Below are 21,462 nucleotides of genomic sequence, written 5' to 3'. Positions count from 1 at the left end.
CTGATTAGTCAGCGGTGCCGATCAGCTATGCTTGGCCGGCACCGGGCACCAGAAGTGGCAGTACTCATGGATATATCGCTCAAAAACAGGCTGTCGTTCAAGCAGGCGCGCCTGGCTGTATCGATCGGCTTCGTGCTGGGGACCTTGCTGAGCCTGTTTCAGATTGCGATCGATTATGCCAGCGAAGACGCTTCCATCAATCGTGAAATCAAGTCACTGCTGGAAATCATTCAGAACCCGGCGTCGCGCATCGCCTACAACATCGACTCCGAGCTGGCCCAGGAACTCACACTCGGCCTGCTGCGCTCCCCTGCCGTGGTCAGCGCCAGGCTTACCGATAACAACGACGCCGTGCTCTCCAGCGTCGAGCGTCCGATGGCCACCGGGCGTTATCGGGTGTTCAGCGACTGGCTGTTCGGCGAAAGCCGGCAGTTTCAGGAAAAGCTGCACCTCAATCACCTGCCCAATGAAACCATCGGCACACTGTACCTGACCGTGGACACCTTCGCGTTCGGCAGCCATTTTCTGCAACGCGCTGAAATCACCCTGCTCAACGGCTTTGTCCGCAGCCTGGCGCTGGCCGGGATTCTGACCATTCTGTTTTACGCGACCCTGACCAAGCCACTGGTGAGGGTGATCCGCGAATTGAGCAGTCGCGATCCGCGCAACCCTGACCAGGGGAAAATAACCTGCCCGCCCTACCATGCCCAGGATGAAATCGGCGTGCTGGTCGAGACGTTCAACCGTCAGTTTGAAACCATGAGCAGCGAGTTTTCCAGGCGACGCGCGGCCGAGGACCGGCTGACCGACCACCTCAACGAACTGGAAAACATCGTCTCGGCGCGCACCAACGAGCTCAAGGCCAGCAACCTGCGCCTGCGCGAGTCCAATGAAGAACTGCAGATAGCGCGCAGTACCGCACTGGACATGGCTCACGCGCGCTCTGCGTTTCTGGCGCACATGAGCCATGAGATTCGCACCCCGCTCAACGGCCTGCTGGGCATGCTGGCACTGTCGCTGGACAGTCCGCTGAGTGCCGAACAGCGCCAGCAACTGATGATCGCCCACGACTCCGGCAAGGTGCTGGTCGAGCTGCTCAACGATATTCTCGACATGTCAAAGTTCGATGCCGGTCACCTGGAGATCGAACGCATTCCTTTTGACCTGGGGATGTTGATCGAGGACACCGCCAACCTGCTGTCGCAGAACGCAGCGCCCAGCGTGGAACTGACCTGCCTGATCGCGCCGGACTTCCCGGCCATGGTCACCGGCGATCCGACCAGGGTGCGACAAATCGTCAGCAACCTGCTGTCCAATGCCCTCAAATTCACCCGTTTCGGGCGTGTGGATGTGCGTCTGACTCACCATCGGGACGCCAGCTCCGGTGAAAACCGGGTGCGCATCGAAGTCCGCGACACCGGCATTGGCATTGCGCAAGACGCGCAGACCCGAATCTTCCAGCCGTTCACCCAGGCTGAAACCGCCATCACCCGCCAGTACGGCGGCACCGGACTCGGCCTGGCGCTGACCAATAACCTCTGCGAGGCCATGAATGGCACGCTGAGCATCCAGTCACAGTCCGGCTTCGGCAGCCAGTTCTGCGCCGAACTGCCGCTGCCGGTGCACGTGGCCGCGGTCACTCAGACCCCGCTCAAAGGCCGGGTGACCGTGGTCAGTTCGGCAGGCAGCGGCCTGGTGGAGCTGCTTGGCAGTCTGCTGCCGTTCTGGGGCGTCGACCTCAAGCGACGCAGCATCGACGATCGCCCGGAAGCCGTGGATCTCGACAGCAGCCCGGACCTGGTGATTACCGATTGCCCCGAGTGCCTGTTCGCGATTCGCCCCACCACGCCCGTGCCGATCCTGCTGGTGACCGCCTATGGCAACTTCATGCCTGGCGAACAGGTCGCCGCCCTGGCCCCGCTGCAACAGCAGGCCCGGCCATTGGCGCGCAATGCGCTTTACCACACGCTGCGGCGCATACTGGGCCAGGAAGAAACGGGCCTCAAGGACACACAGGCGCTCGAACACACTGCGCCACGTCTGGCGCGGGTGTTACTGGTGGAGGACAACCCGGTCAATCAACTGGTCGCCAAGGGCATCCTCGGCAAGCTGGGTTGCGAAGTGATCATCAGCAGCCACGGCGGCGAAGCCCTGGAACAGCTGGAGCAGGGCCATTTCGACCTGGTATTGATGGACTGCAACATGCCGGTCATGGACGGCTATGAAGCCAGCCGCCAGATCCGCAGCAGTGGCCGCTGGCCAAACCTGCCGATCGTCGCCCTTACCGCCAATGCCATGCCCGATGAACGCGAGCGCTGCAAGGCGGCGGGCATGAATGACTATCTGGCCAAGCCGTTCCGGCGTGCCGAACTGGTCAGCATTCTGGATCAGTGGATACCCATTACCGGCATAGACTGAAGGCTCAACGCAACAGCGCCTCGATGTCTCCCGTCAGTTCCTCGGGCTTGGTCAGTGGCGCAAAACGTTTGACCAGCCGGCCATCCTGGCCAATCAGGAACTTGGTGAAATTCCACTTGATGCGCTCCGTACCCAGCAAACCGGGAGCCTGCTGCTATGAGTTGCACGAACAATGGATGGGCCTGCTCGCCGTTCACATCAATCTTCTTGAACAGCGGGAAGCTGACGCCGTAGTTCAGCTCGCAAAAGCCGGAAATCGCTCCCTCGTCGCCTGGCTCCTGCTTGCCGAACTGGTTGCAGGGAAAGCCCAGCACCACCAGCCCCTGATCCCGATAGTCCTGCCAGAGCTTCTCCAGCCCCTTGTATTGAGGGGTAAAGCCACATTTGCTGGCGGTATTGACCACCAGCAACGCCTTGCCGGAAAAATCAGCGAGGGTTTTCTGTTCGCCCTTGATCGTCGTGACCGGGATGCTCAGCAGGTTTTCACTCATCAAAGGAGGCCTCGATACTGAAATTGGAACAGGGCGGTGACTGAATCTGCAAGGCGTCTAGGTGCGTGGCACCAGATCCAGGCATACCGAATTGATGCAATAACGCAGGCCGGTGGGTGGCGGTCCATCCGGAAACACGTGGCCCAGGTGCGCATCACATTTGGCGCAGACCACTTCGGTACGAATCATGCCGTGGCTCATATCGCGAACCTCGACCACCGCACTGCCCTCGAGCGGTGCATAGAAGCTGGGCCAGCCGCAGCCTGAATCGAACTTGGTGGTGGAATCAAACAACGGCTCATTGCAGCAAATGCAGTGATAAATGCCGTCGGTCTTTGTCTCGTTGTACTTGCCGGAGAACGGCCGCTCGGTGCCTTTCAGACGGCAGACGTTGTACTGCTCCGGGTCGAGCATCTGTTTCCACTCTTCCAGCGTTTTCTGCAACTTTTCCACGGGTACACCTCCGAATTCGAAAAACCCTGATCTGTACCTTTTCCGCAGATCAGGTGGCACGTATCATTGCGCCAGGTCAGACGTCAGTCTGGCACCCGCGTTTGTCGTACACAAACCCATTTTCATGGCGAATGTAGCGACCTTCATTGCAAGCCGGCGACAGCTCGTCCATTTTCGGGATCATCACCATGCAGTTCAACAAATCGAACAAGCTCGCAAACGTCTGCTATGACATTCGCGGGCCGGTGCTCAAGCACGCCAAACGCCTGGAAGAGGAAGGCCATCGCATCCTCAAGCTGAACATCGGCAACCCGGCACCGTTTGGTTTCGAGGCGCCGGACGAAATCCTGCAGGACGTGATCCGCAACTTGCCGACTGCGCAGGGCTACAGCGACTCCAAGGGCCTGTTCAGCGCCCGCAAGGCGGTAATGCAGTATTACCAGCAGAAGCAGGTCGAAGGCGTCGGCATCGAAGACATCTACCTGGGCAACGGCGTGTCCGAGCTGATCGTGATGTCGATGCAGGCGCTGCTCAACAATGGCGACGAAGTGCTGGTTCCGGCCCCCGACTATCCGCTGTGGACCGCTGCTGTCGCCTTGTCCGGTGGCAGCCCGGTGCATTATCTGTGCGACGAGCAGGCCAACTGGTGGCCGGATCTTGAAGACATCAAGGCCAAGATCACCCCGAACACCAAGGCGATGGTCATCATCAACCCGAACAACCCGACAGGTGCGGTGTACTCGCGCGAAGTACTGCTGGGCATGCTGGAGCTGGCTCGTCAGCATAATCTGGTGGTGTTCTCCGACGAAATCTACGACAAGATCCTCTATGACGACGCAGTGCACATCTGCACCGCCTCGCTGGCACCGGACCTGCTGTGCCTGACCTTCAACGGTCTGTCCAAGTCGTATCGGGTTGCGGGCTTCCGTTCCGGCTGGATCGCCATTTCCGGGCCGAAACACAACGCGCAGAGCTACATCGAAGGCATCGACATTCTGGCCAACATGCGCCTGTGTGCCAACGTACCGAGCCAGCACGCCATTCAGACTGCACTGGGCGGCTATCAGAGTATCAACGACCTGATTCTTCCTCCTGGCCGCCTGCTGGAACAGCGCAACCGCACCTGGGAACTGCTCAACGACATTCCCGGTGTCAGCTGCGTGAAGCCGATGGGCGCGCTGTATGCGTTCCCGCGCATTGACCCGAAGGTCTGCCCGATCCTCAACGACGAGAAGTTCGTCCTCGACCTGCTGCTTTCCGAGAAGCTGCTGGTGGTTCAGGGTACTGCGTTCAATTGGCCGTACCCTGACCACTTCCGCGTCGTGACCCTGCCCCGCGTCGATGAGCTGGAGCAGGCCATTGGTCGCATCGGCAATTTCCTGAAGGGTTATCGGCAGTAAACAGCCAGAACCCTCTCGCCTGACCTCTCTGCCCCGACCCGCTCGGGGCAGTTTATTTCTGTCTGCCCGAAACAGTATGAACCTCCTGCCGTAAACGCTTCAGGCATCGACCACTCTGGCTCAGGCGCCGTTCAGCCTTGCGGGATTAGCATTGATTGCGACCAGAGGACACAGTTTGAAATAGTCCCTCTGTTGAATAGCAGCAAGCATCACCTTATATACCCGGCATCGAGTTACATATTTACCTGAGGAGAACGTTTCGACCATGATGCGCATTTTGCTGTTTTTGGCCACTAACCTTGCGGTCGTGCTGATTGCCAGCATCACCCTGAGCCTTTTTGGCTTCAATGGGTTCATGGCGGCCAACGGGGTTGATCTGAACCTCAATCAGCTGCTGGTTTTCTGCGCTGTGTTCGGTTTCGCGGGCTCGCTGTTCTCGCTGTTCATCTCCAAGTGGATGGCGAAGATGAGCACCGGTACTCAGATCATCAGCCAGCCTCGCACCCGCCATGAGCAATGGTTGCTGCAGACCGTGGAACAACTGTCCCGCGACGCGGGCATCAAGATGCCGGAAGTCGGTATTTTCCCGGCGTACGAAGCCAATGCGTTCGCCACGGGCTGGAACAAGAACGATGCACTGGTCGCGGTCAGCCAGGGCCTGCTCGAGCGCTTTTCGCCGGATGAGGTGAAAGCCGTACTGGCACACGAAATCGGCCATGTTGCCAACGGCGACATGGTGACGCTGGCGCTGGTGCAGGGTGTGGTGAACACCTTCGTGATGTTCTTCGCCCGCATCATCGGTAATTTCGTCGACAAGGTGATCTTCAAGACTGAAAACGGTCAGGGCATCGCTTACTACATCACGACGATCTTCGCCGAGCTGGTACTGGGCTTTCTGGCCAGCGCCATCGTCATGTGGTTCTCGCGCAAACGCGAATTCCGCGCTGACGATGCCGGTGCGCGACTGGCGGGTACGGGTGCCATGATCGGTGCGCTGCAACGCCTGCGCTCCGAACAGGGCGTACCGGTGAACATGCCCGACAGCCTGACTGCCTTCGGTATCAACGCCGGCCTCAAGAAAGGCCTCGCCGGCCTGTTCATGAGCCACCCGCCGCTGGAGCAACGCATCGAGGCCCTGCGCCGCCGCGGTTGAATCAGATGGTCGCACCCACGCTCCGCGTGAGACGCTGGTTTTTCTTTGTCAGGGGAAATGAGGTTCGACTCAGGTCACCTTTTCGCCCCTCGGCGACCTACTTTGATGGGGCCAAAGTAGGCAAATCCCCTCGCTCCTGTTTCCGGCCCGACTTCGTCGGGTTCCTTCGCCCTGTCACTGATCCGGGGGTAACTCGGCATCCTGCCGAGTTACCCCCGGATCAGCGCCAGGACTCAGCCGTCACTAACGTCGCAATTTGCGTCGTCAGTGCGATCGCGATAAAAAAGCGCTTTTGTGTGCAGTGACTATGGACAAGGCATGACGTTGTGCTGCCTCCAAGAATTGACTCAACGCACAGCAACGGAAGTGAGAGTCGGGAGGCCTGCGCTCTCAGAGTTACAGACGCTCCAACACATAAACATGCTCATCCATACGCTCCAATCCGGCCCTCACCCCCTTGGCACTGCTGTGCAGCGTATCCTGCCCACCAACCTTGGTGACCTCCCAGTTCCCTGACATGACCCTGTGCAGCCATGTGTGCGGCACGGAGAAGGGCGGGCCTTCGAGCAGGGTCTGATCGTACTCCAGGGTGATCAGCAAACCACTGCACGTCTGCGACATCAGCGCTTCAAGCTGCCGCACATAGCGTTCACGCATGTCCGCTGGCAAGGCGATCAGCGCGGCGCGGTCGTAAAACGCCGCGCAATGACCGATATCGCGCACAGTCAGCGCGAAAAAATCACCGCACCAGATTTCGATACCCGGCGCAGCGTAGACCTTGAAGTCGCCATGTGACGTAATGTGCGGCCGCTCACTACGCTCAGTGAAATAGCTCTCTACCGCCGCCTCGGACAGCTCGGCGCCCACCACGTGATACCCCTGCCCCCTCAGCCAGCTCATGTCCTGGCTCTTGCCACATAACGGCACCAGAACCCGCGCTCCTGGCGCAACATTCAACGAGGACCAATATTGTTGCAGGTCTTTATTCACCTCTGACTGGTGAAAGCCGATCTGCCCGGCACCCCAGCGCTGCAGCCAAAAATCCGCCTGCATGAAACCTCCTGAAAATTCGATAAAAAAGCGCCAGAACTTATATTAGATTTAGATCATAAAAATGACCGACTATGAGTCATCCCTCTATTCTGGAGCTTTAAATGTTCCCCAGCCTGTTTATTTCCCATGGCTCCCCCATGCTGGCGCTGGAACCCGGCGAAAGCGGCCCGGCCCTGAAGCGACTGGCTGCCAGCCTGCCGCGGCCTCGCGCCATCGTGATGGTGTCTGCCCACTGGGAAAGTCATGAACTGATCGTCAACGGCAATCCACAACCCGAGACATGGCATGACTTCGGTGGCTTTCCGCCCGAATTGTTTGCAGTTCAGTACCCGGCGCAAGGGCTGCCGGAGCTGACGCGCGAGGTGGTTGAACTGCTTGCCGCCAGTGACCTGCCTGCACGCATCGACAGCAGACGTCCCTTCGACCACGGCGTCTGGGTGCCGTTGTCGCTTATGTACCCGGACGCCGATATTCCGGTGGTGCAGGTTTCGCTGCCCAGCCGCCAGGGGCCGCAATTGCAGACCCGCGTGGGCCGGGCACTGGCCAGCCTGCGTGAACAGGGTGTGCTGATCATCGGTTCAGGCAGCATCACGCATAACCTGCGCGACCTTGACTGGAACGCCGGCCCCGAAAGTATCGAGCCCTGGGCTGCAGCCTTTCGTGACTGGATGATCGACAAGCTACAAGACGACGATGAAGCCGCACTGCACGACTACCGCAGCCTGGCTCCTCATGCGGCCAGAGCGCACCCCAGTGACGAACACCTGCTACCGCTGTATTTCGCACGCGGCGCTGGCGGTGCCTTCGGCATTGCCTATCAGGGCTTCACCATGGGCGCGCTAGGGATGGATATCTACCGCTTCGATTGATCCCGAAAGCATCCGACCGCCCGAATTCGAAGCAAAAAAATCCCCGAACCAGTCGGGGATTTTTTATTGGCCGATCAGCTCAGGAGCCGATCAGTCTTCGCGATAGCGACGCAGCTTGAGCTGCTTGCCAGCAACGCGGGTGTCCTTGAGTTTGGTCAGCAGACGCTCAAGACCATCTTCCGGCAGTTCGACCAGGCTGAAGCTGTCACGAACCTGGATACGGCCGATCGCTTCGCGGGCCAGGCCGCCTTCGTTGAGAATGGCACCCAGCAGGTTCTTGGCAGCGATACCATCACGCGCACCCAGCGCGGTACGGCAACGAGCACGGCCTTCGGCCAATGGAACCGGCGCACGACGCTCACGCTCAGGACGATCACCACGGTCGCTGCTGCGCTCTGGACGATCACCGCGCGGGGCGTTGTTCGGAACCAGTGGACGCTCGCGCTCGATGGCTGCCAGGGTCAGTGCCTGACCGTTGGTAGCCTTGCGCAGCAGTGCAGCGGCAAGGGCACGAGGGCTGCAGCCGATGTCGGCAGTCAGACGATCGAGCAGATCACCGTGAGTCGATTCGGCATCAGCGACCAGTGGCGACAGGCTGTTGGTCAGTTTCTTGATGCGTGCATCCAGAACGGCCTGGGCATCCGGCAGGCGGACTTCCGCAACCTTCTGACCGGTAACACGCTCGATCACTTGCAGCATGCGGCGCTCACGAGGCGTCACCAGCAGCAGTGCGCGACCTTCGCGACCGGCACGACCGGTACGGCCGATACGGTGAACGTAGGACTCTGGATCGTACGGCATGTCCACGTTGAACACGTGGGTAATACGCGGAACGTCAAGGCCACGGGCAGCAACGTCGGTCGCCACAACGATGTCCAGACGGCCATCCTTGAGGGATTCGATAACGCGCTCGCGCTGGTTCTGGGCGATGTCGCCGTTCAGTGCGGCAGCCTTGTAGCCTTTGGCTTCAAGGGCGCTGGCCAGATCCAGGGTCGCCTGCTTGGTGCGGACGAACATGATCAGGGCGTCGAAGTCTTCGACTTCCAGCAGGCTCAGTACGGCCGAGGTCTTCTGGTCAGCGTGAACCAGCAGGTGAGCCTGCTCGATCGCGGTAACGGTCTGGGTCTTGGTCTGGATCTTGACGTGCTTCGGATCGCGCAGATGGCGTTCGGCGATGGCACGGATCGACTGTGGCAGCGTGGCCGAGAACAGTACGGTCTGACGGGACTCAGGCATGGCCTTGAAGATGACTTCGAGGTCGTCCATGAAGCCCAGTTTGAGCATTTCGTCCGCTTCGTCGAGAACCAGATGGTTCACGGTCGCCAGGACTTTCTCGTCACGACGCAGGTGGTCGCAGAGACGGCCCGGGGTAGCGACGACGATTTGTGCGCCGTTGCGGATAGCCTTGAGCTGAGGGCCCATCGGCGCGCCGCCGTAGACCGCTACAACGGTCACGCCCGGCATTTGTTTTGCGTAGGTCTCGAACGCGGTGGCAACCTGAAGTGCCAGTTCGCGGGTCGGGGCCAGGATCAGTGCTTGCGGCTCGCGCTTGCTCGGGTCGATACGATGCAGGATAGGCAGTGCGAACGCGGCGGTTTTACCCGTACCGGTTTGCGCCTGACCAATCATGTCGTGACCGGCGAGAATAATCGGGATCGATTGCTGCTGAATGGCCGAAGGCTCTTCGTAGCCAGTGGCGACGACTGCTGCAACGATATTGGGATGAAGTTCGAGAGCGGCGAAGCCGCCGATTTCCTGGGTCATGGGTCTGCCTCTAGTGCATCCGCAAAGACCCATGCTTCAAAGCTGCGCGTGCCGTGTACGACCTTGAGGTCACCCTGGCTGCTTTGTCGGCGGGGATTTGCGAAAACGTTTGATGAATGGATCGTCCAGGCTAGTCCGTTGTGCGAACAAGCAACCGAAGCTGGCTTCGGGGAACTGCAATACCTTGACGAGGGCCGTGTTAAGGCCGGCGCGCACTATACCGGAAATACGCACCTTAGTGAGTCTTTTTTTACGAAACGTTGCGCCATTCTTGAGCGGCGGCAGGCCCTGAGTCCAGGCAGAAGGCCGCCTGATCGGGGCGCGGGCCCGAGATTGCGGGCATTACTGCTTAAACGTTTAACCTATTCCTGCGCATCGCCAGCATCCTGGCCTTCGAGGTGTGGCGAATTGTCCCACCCCGTTTTCGGCACAATCGCCTCACTTTTCGCCTGCTCAGGTCGCGGAACGAATCGCCCCGATCAACGACGCCAGCGAGTAACCCAGATGCGCCGCAAGTGCCTCGGCTCGCCCGCTCAACGCGTCGATATCCAGCGTCTGATCCAGATCGGCAGGCACGAGCAGAATGACGTTGCCCTCCTTCACCGGCAGCTCCCAGTAATGACGGTGGTACAAGCCGCGCAGCAGGGCCGCTCCCAGCGGCTTGCCGTCGTCGGTGGCCCACTGATTGATGATCAGCCAGCCGCCCGGATTCAGGCGCTGCTGACAGCTCTGCAGGAAATTCCAGGCCAGGTGCCCGACCCCCGGCCCGACATCGGTGTACAGGTCGACAAAGATCAGGTCGGCAGGCTCTGTACTGTCCAGCAGGTCCAGCGCATCGCCGATGCGAATATACAGACGCGGATCGTCGTCGAGCCCCATGAACTCCATGGCCAGACGTGGCACATCCGGGCGCAGCTCGATGACCTCCACGTCTTCAAGCGGCAGGAACTTCATGCAGGCCTGGGTCAGCGTGCCGGCACCCAACCCCAGAAACAGCGCGCTTTCCGGCGCGTCATGGCACAGCGCGCCGATCAACATCGCCCGGGTGTAGTCGTACTCCAGCCAGCTCGGATCGGCTGTAAAGGTGCAGCTTTGCTCGATGGCATCGCCAAACTCCAGAAAGCGGTAGTCCTCCACTTCCAGCACGCGAATCATGCCGAAGTCGTCGTGGACCTCGGCCAGGATCCGCTCTACGCGCTCACGCTCTTCCGTCATCACCGTTCCTGGTTGTCTGCGCTGAGCGCAAAATACGAATTGTCGGGCAAGCGCGCGGCTTTGTCACACGTTGTGGCGTGCGGCGCCGCTCCAATGGTCCGCCCCAGACTGGCAGAGCAACGACGAACTGCTAACATGCCGATCCGATTGCACAACCCTAGAGCCAATAATGAGCCAACCCTGGAGCCCCGACAGCTGGCGGGCACTGCCGATTCAGCAGCAACCTCACTACCCTGATGCCGAGCACCTGCACAGGGTCGAACAGACGCTGGCCAGTTATCCGCCGCTGGTATTCGCCGGCGAGGCCCGGGAGTTGCGCCGTCAGTTTGCCGAAGTAACCCAGGGGCGTGCGTTCTTGCTGCAGGGCGGCGACTGCGCGGAAAGCTTCATGGAGTTTTCCGCCGCCAAGATTCGCGATACGTTCAAGGTTCTGCTGCAGATGGCAATCGTGATGACGTTTGCCGCCGGCTGCCCGGTGGTGAAAGTCGGACGCATGGCCGGGCAATTTGCCAAGCCACGCTCGGCCAACGACGAAATCATCGACGGCGTGACGCTCCCGGCTTACCGCGGCGATATCGTCAACGGTATCGGGTTCGACGAAAAGAGCCGTGTACCGGACCCGGAGCGCCTGTTGCAGGCCTATAACCAGTCCACCGCCACCCTGAACCTGCTGCGCGCCTTCGCTCAGGGCGGTTTCGCCGACTTGCATCAGGTCCATAAATGGAACCTGGACTTCATCGCCAACTCGGCGCTGGCCGAGAAATACAGCCAACTGGCGGGGCGTATCGATGAAACCCTGGCGTTCATGCGCGCCTGCGGCATGGACAGCTCGCCGCAACTGCGCGAAACCAGCTTCTTCACCGCTCACGAGGCGCTGCTGCTCAATTACGAAGAAGCCTTCGTGCGACGCGACAGCCTGACTAACGATTACTACGATTGCTCGGCGCACATGCTGTGGATAGGCGACCGTACCCGCCAACTGGACGGCGCGCATGTCGAGTTCCTGCGTGGGGTCAACAACCCGATCGGCGTCAAGGTCGGCCCGAGCATGAACACCGACGACCTGATTCGCCTGATCGACATCCTCAACCCGGACAACGACCCGGGCCGCCTGAACCTGATCGCGCGCATGGGTGCCAACAAGGTGGGTGATCACTTGCCGCAGCTGATCCGCGCCGTCGAGCGCGAAGGCCGCAAGGTGCTGTGGAGCTCGGACCCGATGCACGGCAACACGATCAAGGCCAGCAGTGGCTACAAGACCCGTGACTTTGCGCAGATCCTTGGCGAAGTGAAGCAGTTCTTCCAGGTGCATCAGGCCGAGGGCACTTACGCCGGCGGCATCCACATCGAAATGACCGGACAGAACGTCACCGAATGCATCGGTGGCGCCCGTCCGATCACTGAAGACGGCCTTTCGGATCGCTATCACACGCATTGTGACCCACGCATGAACGCCGATCAGTCACTGGAACTGGCCTTCCTGATTGCCGAGACCCTCAAGCAGGTCAGGCGCTAAACAAAAAACCCCGGTGCAACGGCCCGCTCAATGCTTGAGCGGGTCGTCCCAGAAAGGACGCTCGGCTTCCTGTTGAATGTCGGCCCGACTCAGACCCAGATCCTTCAGTGTTCCGTCACTCATCTGCGCCAGCAAGTGACGCTGGCGGTGCAGTTCAAGCCAGCGTTGCAGATGACGCTTAAGCACTGAGAACACTGCGCCTGACCGCGCCCTTCCATTGACCCCATCCACCAACACGCATTGTTTCTGACCTTTCATCATCCTGCCCTCCATTGTGATGACGAAAGTCTCTCGCCGGGCGTAGGATCAATCCAACGAATGTTTCTTATGCCTTCCATCCGGGAGATTGATGTATTGGCCACCTACCCGAGCATTGATACCGAACTGTTGCGCACCTTCGTGGCGATTGCCGATCACGGCGGTTTTACCCGTGCAGGCGAAGCCGTCAATCGCACGCAGTCGGCGGTCAGCATGCAGATGAAGCGTCTTGAGGAAGACGTCGTGCAGCGCCCGCTGTTTCAGCGTGAAGGTCGGGTTCTGAACCTGACTGCCGAGGGCCAGGTACTGCTCGGTTACGCACGACGGATCCTCAAGCTGCACAGCGAGGTGTTCAACACCTTGCGCGAGCCGCACATGATCGGCGTGGTAAAAATCGGCTCGCCGGACGATTACGTGATGCGCTTCCTGCCCGGCATTCTGGCGCAGTTCGCCCAGGCCTATCCGCTGGTTCAGGTGGAAGTGCATTGCGAGCCATCGGACCTTCTGCTGCAACGCCGCGACCTTGATCTGACCATCGTCACGCGCAAGCCCGGCACTGAGATCGGCACACTGCTGCGTCAGGAGCGCCTGATGTGGATGGAAGCCATCGGCTTTGCCCCACATGAGCAAACGCCCATTCCGCTGGCGATGTTCAACACCCACTGCTTCTGTCGTGACTGGGCCTGCAATGCGCTGGACGGCGCGGGGCGCGATTACCGCATCGCCTACAGCAGCTCGAGCATGGCAGCGATCACCGCAGTGGTCAGCGCGGGCCTGGCAGTCACCGCACAGTTCCAGAGCCTGGCCACAGCGGATTTGCGTATCCTCGGCGAGGCGGAACAATTGCCACAGTTGCCGACCGCCAGCATCGTCCTGCTGCGCAACCCTGAAAATCCCTCGCCCATCACCGAATGCATGGCCGATTACATCATCGCCGGTTTCAAACCTTGAGCGCGAGAATGACCGCACAGAGCACCAGAAACACGCAGAACATCAGGCGCAGGGTTCGCTCGGGTAACGAATGCGCCAGTTTCACGCCCCAACTGATGCTGGCCAGGCCGCCGATGGCCAGCGGAATGCCCATCGACCAGTTGACGTGATCGTGCAGCGCGTAGGTGACCAGCGTGATGCCGGTGCTCGGCGCCGCCAGGGACAGCGCCAGCCCCTGGGCCACGACCTGGGTCGTGCCGAAGACACTGGTAAGGATCGGCGTCGCCACCACCCCGCCGCCAACGCCAAACAGGCCACCGGTCACGCCGGACCCGACGCCCAGCAGCCATAACCACTTCTCATGACGCAACCCGCCAGCGGCCTGCTTGCTGCGCCAATACATCTGCGCAACGTTGAACACGGTCAGCACCACCAGAAAACCGACGAAGCCCAGGCGCATGCCCTGCGGGTCGACGCGGACCGCCAGCAGTGAGGTCAGCCAGGCAAAAATGAAACTGGGGATGATCAACATCAGCGCATTACGCAGCAGAATCCGGTTGCGCTGGTTGTAACGCCACAAGGCCAGCAACACATTGGGCAGGACCATCAACAAAGCGGTCCCTTGAGCGAGTTGCTGATCCAGACCGAACAGCACACCGAGCGCGGGAATTGCCACAAGACCACCACCGATGCCGAACAACCCTCCCAGGGTGCCCATCGCTGCACCCAGCAATACAAACATCACAATTTCAATCACACTGCGTCCCCACCCGGTCAATGACCAAATGCTACGCAGTCCTGCTCTGGACCGACACCCGATGACGCCGTTTTTTTCACGCGTCACGCACAATGCCGGCGCTTCGAGCATGCACGAGCGAAATTATCTGGCGCATTAAAGAGTGCAACACTAAGTTAAACTCATTCGACTGAGTTTGAGGACCTGATATGAGTGCCGACGAAAGCCCGACCCGCTCCGCACCTGCCGATTGCGATTCGCTGCTGCTGGATAACCAATTGTGTTTTGCCCTGTATTCCACCTCGTTGATGATGACCAAGGTTTACAAGCCGCTGCTGCAGGCGCTCGGGCTGACCTATCCGCAGTATCTGGCGATGATGGTGCTGTGGGAAAAGGACGGGCTTACTGTAGGGGACGTCAGCACGCGTCTGCTTACCGATCCGGGCTCATTGACGCCGCTGCTCAAACGCCTCGAAGGCGAAGGCTTCATCAGCCGTACGCGCAGCAAGGAAGACGAGCGGGTGGTGTTGCTTCACCTCACCGCACAGGGACGCGAATTGCAACAAAAGGCCTTGAGCGTACCTGGTTGCATTCTCTCGTCGAGCGGGCTGACCATGGAAAAGCTTCTCGATCTGCAGGCCCAGTTGCTGGAGCTGCGCGAGCACCTGCACCATAGTCTCTAGAAAAAGCGTTACCCGGCTCTCGTCATGCCCGGCCACCACGCGTGAGGTCTGGCAGGCCCTTCAAGCCTGTTGCCTCGCCCGCCAACGACCAGCCTCGAACTTTTTTGCAAAATTAGCTTGCGCGCAAACTATCCCTAGACTACCTTTGTCCTGCGATTAGTTAGCGCGCAAGTATTTAGCGCAATTAAACCTTCATCGAACGAGGAAAGATCATGGACACTCTTTACACCGCAGTTGCAACCGCCACCGGCGGCCGTGATGGTCGTGCTGTCTCCAACGACAAGATTCTCGACGTCAAGCTGGCGACCCCGAAAGAGCTCGGCGGTGCTGGCGGCGCAGCCACCAACCCTGAGCAGCTGTTTGCTGCCGGTTATTCGGCCTGTTTCATCGGTGCATTGAAGTTCGTGGCCGGCCAGAGCAAACGCAGCATTCCGGCAGACACCTCGATCACCGCCCATGTAGGCATCGGCCAGATCCCGGGCGGTTTCGGTCTGGACATCGATCTGCATGTCAGCCTGCCAGGTCTGGAACAAGCCGACGCTCAGCAACTGGTCGATGCCGCTCACGTGGTCTGCCCTTACTCCAACGCCACTCGCGGTAACGTCGATGTGCGCCTGCATGTAACGGTCTGATCCTGTCGGACGCCTGAGTGACCGCTGTCCGGCAAGAATCCCAGGCACAAAAAAACCCGCAGCGATGCGGGTTTTTTGCGTAACGGGGTTACAAAACCATGCTTACTTCGCACGGCCTTTGTAGGAACCGCCTTCACGGGTATCGATCTCGATCATGTCGCCGATTTCGATGAAGTCAGCAACGCTCAGCTCGGTGCCGTTTTTCAGTTTGGCAGGCTTCATGACCTTGCCCGACGTGTCGCCACGAGCGGAGCCTTCGGTGTAGTCGACCTGACGCACGATAGTGGTCGGCAGTTCTACGGAAACCAGACGGTCTTCGAAGAACACGGCTTCGCAGACGTCGGTCATGCCTTCTTCGACGAAAGGCAGAACGCTTTCGATGTCTTCGGCGTTCAGCTCGTACATGGTGTAGTCAGTGGTGTCCATGAACGTGTAGGTGTCACCGCTGATGAACGACAGGGTGGCTTCCTTGCGATCCAGGATCACGTCGTCCAGCTTGTCGTCGGCGCTGTAAACGATCTCGGTCTTGTAACCGGTCAGCAGGTTTTTCAGCTTGGTCTTCATGATCGCGCTGTTACGACCGGATTTGGTGAATTCAGCTTTCTGAACCAGCCAAGGATCGTTTTCGAGACGGATCACGGTACCGGGTTTCAGCTCTTTACCAGTTTTCATTGCATATATCCGAATTTGGATGGAATTAACCAAAGGCTCTGTACGAGAAACAACCTGCGCAGGCCTTTTTCGTACAGAGCCTTGTATCAAGGCCGCGTATCATAGCGAATTTACATAAAACTGCACCAGCGCCGTGGCAAGATCAGTCTGTGCGGCTTGTTGCTGGCACCAGCGTTCGGCATGTCGCTCGATCTGCGGCCAGTGTTCTGCCAGCGCCGTCCAACACTCGCCAAGGTCGCCGCCGACATTCCAGCGCTGCCAGAACTGGTTCACCGCTTGAGCGGCCGCCGGGGAAAGACCCTCGAGGTAGAGCGTTAAAAACGCATCGAGCTTGGGCAGATGCGCGTCTTCTTCCTGCTGATAGATGTGCCAGAGCATCGGCCGCCCCGCCCACTGCCCACGCACGAACGAGTCCTCGCCGCGCACAATGTTGAAATCACAGCTCCAGAGCAGTTGGTCGTAAAGCTCCTGACGGATGAACGGCAGGACCTGAACCGTCAGCCCCCCGCGGACCTGAGTCAACCCGGCGTACAGCGGATCGTCGATACCCAGCCAGCGCTGCAGGTCGCCGAGAATGCGTCCCTCCGGCACCAGAAGATGCGTCGGCCGGCTGTCGCTGGCCAGGACGTCGAGCCAACTGCCGAGCTCGGGGTTTTCATAGGCAAATACCGAAATCAACCGCGCCTCGGCCAACGCTTCGATACCCAACCCCTTCAGAAAGCCTTGTTTCGCAGCCATGTCTCGCTGAAACGCCTGACGCTGCTCGATCAGGTTTGCTTCGCGCAGCAACCCACCCGTGGCCTCGGAAAAGCCCGGGAAGAAAAAGAACTTCTTCAAACCGTTCGACTGTGGCGAAGGCAGGCCGTGGCAGCCGGACACCCAGTCTTCGGCGCTGAGGTAATCGAGATTCAGCCACAGCGGCCTTGGCGAACGCTGCAGCATCGATTCGGTGTAGCGCGTCGGCAAGCGGCAGGCGAAGGCTTCGATGACCACGTCAGGAATATCGGTGCTCACCCAGTCGGTCGGCCACTGGCAGACGCTCACGCCCTCTTGCCACTGTTGCCGGGCCTGTGGATCTGCACCGGGGCACAAGCGAACGAAAGCCGACAGATCATCGATCCATAAACGCACCTGCAGGCCGTGCTCGGCAGCCAGCTGGCGCGCCAGCCGCCAAGTCACGCCCGCATCACCGTAGTTGTCGACTACGCTGCAAAAAATATCCCACGAGGCTTTCATCCTGACTCCCTGAGGCTGGATGGCAAAAAATGCTGATTGTCGTTCAGAACGGCACGTTGTCACCAGCCTGGTGCTGCCAGGCAAACATGCTGCACAGTTTTCATGCCTGGGCATCAGGCATGGCACAATCACATCTGTTGGCCTGCAAGGAGTTCAGCCATGTCATTTCCCACCCGCCGTCGCGACCTGTACGTGTCGTTGAAATTGATCGTGTGCATTGCGCTGGGCATCTGGCTGGGCGCCCTGGCGGTGTTTCTGACCGCCCTGCTCTACTACAAAAGCCTGCCACCGACCCAGGCCCAGGCGCTGGACAATGCCGCCGCGCAGTTGACTGCACCGCCCGCACAAAAGGCCGCCTCCCCGTCTGCGCCGGAGACCGAGATGTTTCGCAAATATGAGCAAAGCCTGCGTGAAAGCGAGGCCCGCCAGGCGCGTGAACAGGCTCAGGAGCAACAACAGCGTACCTTCAACCGTTCGAAGTGTGATTTCTGGATACAGCAGGATCGCACCGCACCGAGCGAGAAAAGCCGTGCCAGCATCGATCAGTACTGCGGATGAACCATGAATAAACGGGATGTACTGCAACTGATCATCGATAAACTGAACATCGATCTGGACATCGCCGAACGAGCGGCGCAGACCGCCTACGAAACGGCAACCCACGAAGAGAACATCGCCGAGAACAAGTACGACACGCTAGGGCTGGAGGCCTCTTATCTGGCAGCCGGACAGGCACGCCGCGTCGAGGAAATTCGTCAGTCGCTGGCGCTTTATCGAAAATGGTCGCTCAAGCCATTCGATGAATCGCGCGGTATTCAGAACGGTGATCTGATAGTTGTCGAGGATGCGGGCGGGCAGACACACTATCTGTTCCTCGGCCCCGATGCTGCCGGGCTGAAGGTCAGCGCAGGCGATCAACTGGTCACCGTCATTACTGCCAGAGCCCCCCTCGGGCAGAACCTGCTGGGCAAATTCGAAGACGATGCTGTACAGATTGTCATCAACGGCAGCCGACAATCCTACGAGATCACACAAACGTTGTGACACACCCGGCATCTACAGGGTTGATCGCATCAAGTTTTTGTGGGTAAGGTGAACCGTCGCCATCACCACCGCAACCGGGGCAACATCAAAGCAAACAAGGACTAAAACCCAAGGAGATTTTTCATGACGAACGTCATCGCATTCCCTGACGCCCATGAACGTGATCGCCTGAAGTCCAGCCAAGATCCGGCGTTGAGATACTTGAACAAGAAAGAACGACAACTGATCGACCAACTGCGTTCGACCAGCCATGCGGGACGGCAGTACGTTTACGACTATGCGAGCATCATGCACTTGTCCAGGCCGCTGTATCCCGAGCCAGTGGATTGATCACGATCGCATAACCTGATCAAAGTCTGCGCCGTTGAATCGGCGCAGACCTGGAGGTTTCGCTTGCCGGATTCAGCGGGCCAGCGAGAAGATCAGTGCTGAAATCGCCACCACACCGGCGGCAACCACAAAGTAGTTGGACCATGCGCCAGCGTATTTGCGCATGGCCGGGACTTTGTGGATAGCGTACATCGGCATCAGGAACAGCAGAGCCGAAATCACCGGCCCGCCCAGGGTTTCGATCATGCCCAGAATGCTTGGGTTAAGCGTTGCCACCAGCCAGCACACCACCAGCATGAACGCCGCGGTCATACGGTCCAGCGCCTTGGGTGCAGGACGACGACCCGCTTTCAGAACCAGGCCTTTCAAGCCCTCGCTTGCACCGATGTAATGACCCAGAAACGACTTGGAAATAGCCACGAACGCAATCAGCGGTGCGACAAAGGCGATGGTCGGGTTATTGAAGTGGTTGGCCAGGTAGGACAGGATCGAAATGTTCTGCGCCTTGGCCTCGGCCAGTTGAGCAGGTGACAGTGTCAACACGCAACTGAACACGAAGAACAGCACCATCACCACCATCAGACCGTGGGCGCGGGCCAGAATCTGCGAGCTGCGTACCTCTGCGTTTTCACCATACTGGCGCTTCTGATCAACGGCAAAGGCCGAGATGATCGGTGTGTGGTTGAAAGAGAACACCATCACCGGGATGGCCAGCCACAGCGTAGGTATGAACGCCGATAGCTCGGGGAACGTCGTAGCGGTACTCAGAATGCCGCCGGTCCAGTGCGGGATGAGGAATACCGCGAGAAACAACAGAGCGACGATGAACGGGTAAACCATCAGGCTCATGGCCTTGACGATGAACCGCTCGCCGCAACGCACCACGGCCAGCAGGCCCATGATCAGCACGAACGCCAGTGCGGCGCGTGGCGGTGGCGTGATGTGCAACTGATGCTCAAGAAAACTGCCAACGGTGTTGGTGAGGGCCACGCTGTAGATCAGCAGGATCGGGAAGATTGCGAAGAAGTACAACAAGGTGATCATCGCACCGGCACTCTTGCCGAAATGCTGTTCGACCACATCGGTGATGTCGGCACCTTCACGCCCTGACAGCACAAAGCGCGTCAACCCGCGGTGGGCGTAGAAGGTCATGGGAAACGCCAGCAGCGCCAGCGCCATCAATGGCCAGAAACCGCCGATACCTGCGTTGATTGGCAAAAACAGGGTACCCGCACCGATGGCGGTACCGAACAATCCGAGCATCCAGGTCGTGTCATTACGATTCCACGACGCGATGCTCTCGGGAGCTACATCCAGACGTTCTACGACGCCATTAGCCTGATCATTCATCCGGTCGACTCTCCGTGGCCGGTTTATCAAAAAGGGAAACGCGTCGAAAAAACCGGCAGTTCAGCGCCCCCCTCGAAAACAGCGGACGAGATTCTCCGGGATTGACGCCAGAAGTCAAAGGCTTGTAGGACAATAGTTTCTTCCACAACAAGTCGGCATTCGAGCGCACGCCTTTTGTACAAAGGGCTGGAGGACGGTCGACCTCTTGTCGAGGAATTAGTGTTTCAACAGCTTACAGGCTCAATCAAGCCGCCCACGCGGCCTGACATCCGGGAACAGTTCTGCGTTTTCCTGGAGGGGCCGGCAGCGATACCATGCTGCGCCTGTGCAGTGCGCAATGGATGGTCGTCAGGCAGATAAGCGCACCGGCAGCTGAATGTGATCCCGGCAAAAACCCCTTCAAGGACCCAAAACGATGTTGAGCATCAACGCCGGGCCGTTCGCCCTCGCGATACCCCACCTGTTGTTGTTGGGCGCCTTGATGACGGCCACCTGGATAGAGGCGCGGCTTGTCCGGCATACCCTGTCCAGAAAGACCGCCGTGTTCGGACTCTTCATTCTGGGTGTAGCCAGCGCACGTATCGCGTTCGTCCTGACCTATTTCGCACAGTACAGCGACACTCCCTGGAAGGCACTGGACATCCGTGATGGCGGCTTTCTGGTCTGGCCCGGGGTTATCTGCGCCCTGCTGGGCGCCTTGATCATCGGCTGGCGCCGTCCCGAACAGCGTCGCGCCCTGACGTTCGGGATGGGCGTCGGACTGGCGATCTGGGTATCGGGCGGCTTGATTCTGGATCATTATCAAAAGCGTATTTCACTGCCTGATACAACACTTCGGACGCTGACTGGCGAGCCGGTCAGGGCGTCCGACTACCGGGGCAAATCGGTGGTCATCAACCTGTGGGCCACCTGGTGCCCTCCGTGTCGCCGCGAAATGCCGGTGCTGCGCGACATGCAACGGGAACGCAAGGACATTACATTTCTGTTCGTCAATCAGGCCGAAAGCGCCGGGACAGTCAGCGACTATCTGTCCAAACAGCAACTGGTGCTGAGCAACATTTTTCTGGATCCGGACGGCGAGTTCGCCCGCCAGGTCGGTTCGGCGGCGCTGCCCACCACTCTCTTCTATTCGGCGGACGGACGCCTGATCAGTAGCCATCTGGGCGAATTGTCCAGAGCCAGCCTCACTCATTACCTTGATAAATAGTAAGGTATTCACCTGACTGATTGAGCTGAAGTTCTCATTGCGAGCGAAAGCC

At 59.3% G+C, this 21,462-nt stretch carries 21 protein-coding genes and 1 pseudogene; 12 read left to right on the top strand and 10 right to left on the bottom strand.

Annotation, left to right across the window (positions count from 1 at the left end):
* The first annotated feature begins 66 nt into the window (after positions 1 to 66).
* Positions 67 to 2,418 (top strand): hybrid sensor histidine kinase/response regulator, encoded by a 2,352-nt coding sequence (locus PCPL58_RS10800; RefSeq protein ID WP_003369790.1) that lies wholly within the window; start codon positions 67 to 69, stop codon positions 2,416 to 2,418.
* 4 nt (positions 2,419 to 2,422) lie between these two features.
* Here PCPL58_RS10800 and PCPL58_RS10795 read toward each other — a convergent pair.
* Together PCPL58_RS10795 and msrB are read right to left on the bottom strand one after the other, a co-directional pair.
* Positions 2,423 to 2,909: pseudogene (locus tag PCPL58_RS10795) on the bottom strand (glutathione peroxidase).
* A gap of 57 nt (positions 2,910 to 2,966) precedes the next feature.
* Positions 2,967 to 3,362, bottom strand: a complete 396-nt coding sequence (gene msrB / locus PCPL58_RS10790; protein WP_003434456.1) for a peptide-methionine (R)-S-oxide reductase MsrB — start codon at positions 3,360 to 3,362, stop codon at positions 2,967 to 2,969.
* 188 nt (positions 3,363 to 3,550) lie between these two features.
* On the opposite strand from msrB, the gene PCPL58_RS10785 reads away from it, so the two are divergent.
* Positions 3,551 to 4,762: a pyridoxal phosphate-dependent aminotransferase gene (locus PCPL58_RS10785; protein ID WP_003314686.1), complete on the top strand. Its 1,212-nt coding sequence runs from the start codon at positions 3,551 to 3,553 to the stop codon at positions 4,760 to 4,762.
* A gap of 265 nt (positions 4,763 to 5,027) precedes the next feature.
* Positions 5,028 to 5,915 carry a protease HtpX gene (gene htpX, locus PCPL58_RS10780; protein ID WP_003369784.1) on the top strand — a complete coding sequence of 296 codons (888 nt, stop codon included), beginning with the start codon at positions 5,028 to 5,030 and terminating at the stop codon, positions 5,913 to 5,915.
* Between the two features lie 396 nt (positions 5,916 to 6,311).
* On the opposite strand, the gene PCPL58_RS10775 is transcribed toward htpX, so the two are convergent.
* Complete coding sequence (locus PCPL58_RS10775) at positions 6,312 to 6,968, bottom strand: thiopurine S-methyltransferase (protein ID WP_065349389.1); 657 nt, start codon at positions 6,966 to 6,968, stop codon at positions 6,312 to 6,314.
* A gap of 101 nt (positions 6,969 to 7,069) precedes the next feature.
* Here PCPL58_RS10775 and PCPL58_RS10770 point away from each other — a divergent pair, with 101 nt between their 5' ends.
* Positions 7,070 to 7,837, top strand: coding sequence for a DODA-type extradiol aromatic ring-opening family dioxygenase (locus PCPL58_RS10770; protein ID WP_003434452.1), 768 nt, complete (start codon positions 7,070 to 7,072; stop codon positions 7,835 to 7,837).
* A gap of 90 nt (positions 7,838 to 7,927) precedes the next feature.
* Here the strand turns inward: PCPL58_RS10770 and PCPL58_RS10765 are convergent, their stop codons facing one another.
* Positions 7,928 to 9,634: a DEAD/DEAH box helicase gene (locus PCPL58_RS10765; protein WP_170846046.1), complete on the bottom strand. Its 1,707-nt coding sequence runs from the start codon at positions 9,632 to 9,634 to the stop codon at positions 7,928 to 7,930.
* A 420-nt stretch (positions 9,635 to 10,054) separates the two neighbouring features.
* On the bottom strand, positions 10,055 to 10,816 hold the full coding sequence (locus PCPL58_RS10760; protein ID WP_003369776.1) for a spermidine synthase: 762 nt from the start codon (positions 10,814 to 10,816) through the stop codon (positions 10,055 to 10,057).
* A gap of 169 nt (positions 10,817 to 10,985) precedes the next feature.
* Here PCPL58_RS10760 and PCPL58_RS10755 point away from each other — a divergent pair, with 169 nt between their 5' ends.
* Entirely contained in the window at positions 10,986 to 12,332 is a 1,347-nt protein-coding gene (locus tag PCPL58_RS10755) for a class II 3-deoxy-7-phosphoheptulonate synthase (RefSeq protein ID WP_003418074.1), read from the top strand.
* A 27-nt stretch (positions 12,333 to 12,359) separates the two neighbouring features.
* Here PCPL58_RS10755 and PCPL58_RS10750 read toward each other — a convergent pair whose 3' ends face one another.
* Positions 12,360 to 12,593, bottom strand: a complete 234-nt coding sequence (locus PCPL58_RS10750) for a DUF1127 domain-containing protein (RefSeq protein ID WP_065349388.1) — start codon at positions 12,591 to 12,593, stop codon at positions 12,360 to 12,362.
* A 93-nt stretch (positions 12,594 to 12,686) separates the two neighbouring features.
* Between PCPL58_RS10750 and PCPL58_RS10745 the strand changes: the two genes are divergently transcribed.
* Entirely contained in the window at positions 12,687 to 13,541 is an 855-nt protein-coding gene (locus PCPL58_RS10745) for a LysR substrate-binding domain-containing protein (RefSeq protein ID WP_003434445.1), read from the top strand.
* Here PCPL58_RS10745 and PCPL58_RS10740 read toward each other — a convergent pair.
* Positions 13,531 to 14,277: a sulfite exporter TauE/SafE family protein gene (locus tag PCPL58_RS10740; RefSeq protein WP_032703082.1), complete on the bottom strand. Its 747-nt coding sequence runs from the start codon at positions 14,275 to 14,277 to the stop codon at positions 13,531 to 13,533. The two genes, PCPL58_RS10745 and PCPL58_RS10740, sit on opposite strands and share 11 nt — an antisense overlap.
* 188 nt (positions 14,278 to 14,465) lie before the next feature.
* Between PCPL58_RS10740 and PCPL58_RS10735 the strand changes: the two genes are divergently transcribed.
* Both PCPL58_RS10735 and PCPL58_RS10730 read left to right on the top strand, forming a co-directional pair.
* Positions 14,466 to 14,939 carry a MarR family winged helix-turn-helix transcriptional regulator gene (locus tag PCPL58_RS10735; protein ID WP_065349387.1) on the top strand — a complete coding sequence of 158 codons (474 nt, stop codon included), beginning with the start codon at positions 14,466 to 14,468 and terminating at the stop codon, positions 14,937 to 14,939.
* Positions 14,940 to 15,151: 212 nt separating this feature from the next.
* The gene (locus tag PCPL58_RS10730; protein WP_003434440.1) at positions 15,152 to 15,571 is read left to right on the top strand and encodes an organic hydroperoxide resistance protein; all 420 of its coding nucleotides are present in this window, start codon (positions 15,152 to 15,154) and stop codon (positions 15,569 to 15,571) included.
* Between the two features lie 102 nt (positions 15,572 to 15,673).
* On the opposite strand, the gene PCPL58_RS10725 is transcribed toward PCPL58_RS10730, so the two are convergent.
* Both PCPL58_RS10725 and earP read right to left on the bottom strand, forming a co-directional pair.
* Positions 15,674 to 16,243, bottom strand: a complete 570-nt coding sequence (locus tag PCPL58_RS10725) for an elongation factor P (RefSeq protein ID WP_002554550.1) — start codon at positions 16,241 to 16,243, stop codon at positions 15,674 to 15,676.
* A gap of 99 nt (positions 16,244 to 16,342) precedes the next feature.
* On the bottom strand, positions 16,343 to 17,479 hold the full coding sequence (gene earP / locus PCPL58_RS10720; protein ID WP_065349386.1) for an elongation factor P maturation arginine rhamnosyltransferase EarP: 1,137 nt from the start codon (positions 17,477 to 17,479) through the stop codon (positions 16,343 to 16,345).
* 159 nt (positions 17,480 to 17,638) lie between these two features.
* Here earP and PCPL58_RS10715 point away from each other — a divergent pair, with 159 nt between their 5' ends.
* The 3 genes from PCPL58_RS10715 to PCPL58_RS10705 all read left to right on the top strand — a co-directional run bounded on the left by PCPL58_RS10715 (position 17,639) and on the right by PCPL58_RS10705 (position 18,853).
* Complete coding sequence (locus PCPL58_RS10715) at positions 17,639 to 18,037, top strand: hypothetical protein (RefSeq protein ID WP_060708074.1); 399 nt, start codon at positions 17,639 to 17,641, stop codon at positions 18,035 to 18,037.
* A 3-nt stretch (positions 18,038 to 18,040) separates the two neighbouring features.
* The gene (locus PCPL58_RS10710) at positions 18,041 to 18,523 is read left to right on the top strand and encodes a GreA/GreB family elongation factor (protein WP_065349385.1); all 483 of its coding nucleotides are present in this window, start codon (positions 18,041 to 18,043) and stop codon (positions 18,521 to 18,523) included.
* Positions 18,524 to 18,646: 123 nt separating this feature from the next.
* Positions 18,647 to 18,853, top strand: coding sequence for a hypothetical protein (locus PCPL58_RS10705; protein ID WP_002554553.1), 207 nt, complete (start codon positions 18,647 to 18,649; stop codon positions 18,851 to 18,853).
* Positions 18,854 to 18,925: 72 nt separating this feature from the next.
* On the opposite strand, the gene PCPL58_RS10700 is transcribed toward PCPL58_RS10705, so the two are convergent.
* Positions 18,926 to 20,203 (bottom strand): aromatic amino acid transport family protein, encoded by a 1,278-nt coding sequence (locus tag PCPL58_RS10700; protein WP_003369750.1) that lies wholly within the window; start codon positions 20,201 to 20,203, stop codon positions 18,926 to 18,928.
* Between the two features lie 415 nt (positions 20,204 to 20,618).
* Between PCPL58_RS10700 and PCPL58_RS10695 the strand changes: the two genes are divergently transcribed.
* Positions 20,619 to 21,410: a TlpA disulfide reductase family protein gene (locus tag PCPL58_RS10695; protein ID WP_065349384.1), complete on the top strand. Its 792-nt coding sequence runs from the start codon at positions 20,619 to 20,621 to the stop codon at positions 21,408 to 21,410.
* The last annotated feature ends 52 nt before the right edge of the window (positions 21,411 to 21,462 follow it).

The organism is Pseudomonas cerasi, from assembly GCF_900074915.1.
GTDB classification, from domain to species: domain Bacteria; phylum Pseudomonadota; class Gammaproteobacteria; order Pseudomonadales; family Pseudomonadaceae; genus Aquipseudomonas; species Aquipseudomonas cerasi.
Note: the sequence above shows the minus strand (reverse complement) of the source record. Positions and strands in the feature narration are given on the sequence as shown.

What these genes read in the sequence shown, in the direction of transcription:
- PCPL58_RS10800 (WP_003369790.1), top strand. Translation starts at nt 67, where the DNA reads ATGGATATATCGCTCAAAAACAGGCTGTCGTTCAAGCAGGCGCGCCTG.
- PCPL58_RS10695 (WP_065349384.1), top strand. Translation starts at nt 20,619, where the DNA reads ATGTTGAGCATCAACGCCGGGCCGTTCGCCCTCGCGATACCCCACCTG.
- htpX (WP_003369784.1), top strand. Translation starts at nt 5,028, where the DNA reads ATGATGCGCATTTTGCTGTTTTTGGCCACTAACCTTGCGGTCGTGCTG.
- PCPL58_RS10775 (WP_065349389.1), bottom strand. Translation starts at nt 6,968, where the DNA reads ATGCAGGCGGATTTTTGGCTGCAGCGCTGGGGTGCCGGGCAGATCGGC.
- earP (WP_065349386.1), bottom strand. Translation starts at nt 17,479, where the DNA reads ATGAAAGCCTCGTGGGATATTTTTTGCAGCGTAGTCGACAACTACGGT.
- PCPL58_RS10700 (WP_003369750.1), bottom strand. Translation starts at nt 20,203, where the DNA reads ATGAATGATCAGGCTAATGGCGTCGTAGAACGTCTGGATGTAGCTCCC.
- PCPL58_RS10750 (WP_065349388.1), bottom strand. Translation starts at nt 12,593, where the DNA reads ATGATGAAAGGTCAGAAACAATGCGTGTTGGTGGATGGGGTCAATGGA.
- PCPL58_RS10765 (WP_170846046.1), bottom strand. Translation starts at nt 9,634, where the DNA reads ATGGGTCTTTGCGGATGCACTAGAGGCAGACCCATGACCCAGGAAATC.
- PCPL58_RS10730 (WP_003434440.1), top strand. Translation starts at nt 15,152, where the DNA reads ATGGACACTCTTTACACCGCAGTTGCAACCGCCACCGGCGGCCGTGAT.
- PCPL58_RS10710 (WP_065349385.1), top strand. Translation starts at nt 18,041, where the DNA reads ATGAATAAACGGGATGTACTGCAACTGATCATCGATAAACTGAACATC.
- PCPL58_RS10725 (WP_002554550.1), bottom strand. Translation starts at nt 16,243, where the DNA reads ATGAAAACTGGTAAAGAGCTGAAACCCGGTACCGTGATCCGTCTCGAA.
- PCPL58_RS10770 (WP_003434452.1), top strand. Translation starts at nt 7,070, where the DNA reads ATGTTCCCCAGCCTGTTTATTTCCCATGGCTCCCCCATGCTGGCGCTG.
- PCPL58_RS10755 (WP_003418074.1), top strand. Translation starts at nt 10,986, where the DNA reads ATGAGCCAACCCTGGAGCCCCGACAGCTGGCGGGCACTGCCGATTCAG.
- PCPL58_RS10785 (WP_003314686.1), top strand. Translation starts at nt 3,551, where the DNA reads ATGCAGTTCAACAAATCGAACAAGCTCGCAAACGTCTGCTATGACATT.
- PCPL58_RS10705 (WP_002554553.1), top strand. Translation starts at nt 18,647, where the DNA reads ATGACGAACGTCATCGCATTCCCTGACGCCCATGAACGTGATCGCCTG.
- PCPL58_RS10715 (WP_060708074.1), top strand. Translation starts at nt 17,639, where the DNA reads ATGTCATTTCCCACCCGCCGTCGCGACCTGTACGTGTCGTTGAAATTG.
- PCPL58_RS10760 (WP_003369776.1), bottom strand. Translation starts at nt 10,816, where the DNA reads ATGACGGAAGAGCGTGAGCGCGTAGAGCGGATCCTGGCCGAGGTCCAC.
- PCPL58_RS10735 (WP_065349387.1), top strand. Translation starts at nt 14,466, where the DNA reads ATGAGTGCCGACGAAAGCCCGACCCGCTCCGCACCTGCCGATTGCGAT.